This is a genomic window from Aeromonas sp. S5(2024) (genome assembly GCF_041403025.1).
GTDB classification, from domain to species: Bacteria; Pseudomonadota; Gammaproteobacteria; order Enterobacterales; family Aeromonadaceae; genus Aeromonas; species Aeromonas hydrophila.
Map to the genome: position 1 here is coordinate 1 of NZ_JBGLRI010000022.1, position 1,597 is coordinate 1,597.

Below are 1,597 nucleotides of genomic sequence, written 5' to 3' on the forward strand. Positions count from 1 at the left end.
GCATCATTCTCGATAAGCACGTTCAGGTCTTTCTGACCGTGGATATAAATCTCTTCCTGTGCCGCCTGGTCTTCGAAGCGCAGCTCGTTGAAACCCTCGCCTTGGTGGGACTCGGTGCGCAGCACGGTGCGGGTCTTGTTGGCCGGCAACTCGTACGGCGGCCGGTTGGTGGCATGATAGGTGCGGCCGGTGACGATGGGCTGGTCGGGGTCCCCTTCCAGGAAGGAGACGATGACCTCGTGGCCGATACGCGGGATGGCCATCATGCCGTACTGACCACCGGCCCAGCCCTGGGAGACCCGCACCCAGCAGGAGCTTTGGTCGTTGGAGTTGCCGTAGCGGTCCCACGGGAATTGCAGTTTCACCCGGCCATGTTCGTCGCAGTAAATCTCCTCCCCCTCGGGGCCCACCACCATGGCGATTTGCGGGCCATCCACCATCGGCTTGTGAGGGGCCTCTGGGCTGCCGATGCGTGCCCGCCAGGTGGTGCTCGCTTTCACCACGCTAAATTCGTTGTGGTAGACGGTGGGGCCACTTCCCCCCTCCTCTTCCAGCACCTGTGGCTGCAAGCCGGTGTGCTGGATGCGCACGATTTGCCAGTCGGTGTTGAGGCTGCCGTTGGGATGTTCGGTGAGTAAAAACGTCTGGCCCGGCAGCAAGGCGGCGCAGTTGGACTTAGCCTGGCCCGCCACCGCATCATTGCGCAGCGCATCGAGCCGATGTTGGGCAAAGGCCTTGCCGCTACCATCCTGCTTGTAGCGGCCCGGGAAATCGAAGTGCTGATAAGTGTCGCGCTGATGTTCGAGTTCTGAGCCCTGCTTTTTGTGAGAGAGACCATAAGCCGGGGTCTTGAAGCTGTAGTCTTTGAGCTCCACATCCGACGGGCGCACCGCCTCCCGGTAGTGGAACTGCCGCACATAGGGGCCTTGCTCGAGGGAACGGTTACCTAGGTTGAAGAAGAGCTCGGGGCCTTGGGTCAATGCCGCCGCGTCGTCGGCAAACACGATGCGGTGCTTGCCCGCTTCAAACTCGTGGAAGTAGAACATCCCCTCCTCGGCGGCGAGGCGGTTCACGAAATCGAGGTCGGTTTCCCGGTACTGAACGCAGTATTCCCGCTTGGCGTGCTCGTTCTTGAGCGCAAAGGCGTAGTCGGTGATGCCGTGCTCTTGCAACAGGATGGAGAGGATTTCATCGGGCTTTTGTGCCTGGAAGATGCGGGAGTTCTGGCGCAAAGAGAGTCGCCACAGGGCCGGCTGCACCATGAGCTGATAGCGGGTGCGGCGAAAACCGCTGTCACCCTGCGCAAAGTCACTGACCACTCCGCACACCCGGCGCTGCAGCTCACCGTTGTACCACACCAGCAGCTCGCACGGCTGGTCCAGCACGGCGCCAAAGTCGATGTCGGGCTGGGCACTTGCCAGCTCTAGGCGCAGGTTGAATGGCCGGTTCAGCGCTTCATCCAGCGCAAACTCGGCCACCACGAAGGTGCTCTCGGGCAGGGCCCCCACCTTGACGGTAAATTGTAATCCTGTGCTGTCTGCCATGAAGCGCTCCTTAACCTGCCTGTCCGCTGCCTGAGCCAATCACCACACCGCCG

At 61.6% G+C, this 1,597-nt stretch carries 1 protein-coding gene; it reads right to left on the reverse strand.

What is annotated here, in order from left to right; genetic code table 11:
- Positions 1 to 1,544 (reverse strand): type VI secretion system effector VgrG (gene vgrG, locus ACB032_RS22080; RefSeq protein WP_371138775.1); only part of this gene is annotated, 1,544 nt, incomplete at its 3' end.
- Positions 1,545 to 1,597 lie beyond the last annotated feature (53 nt).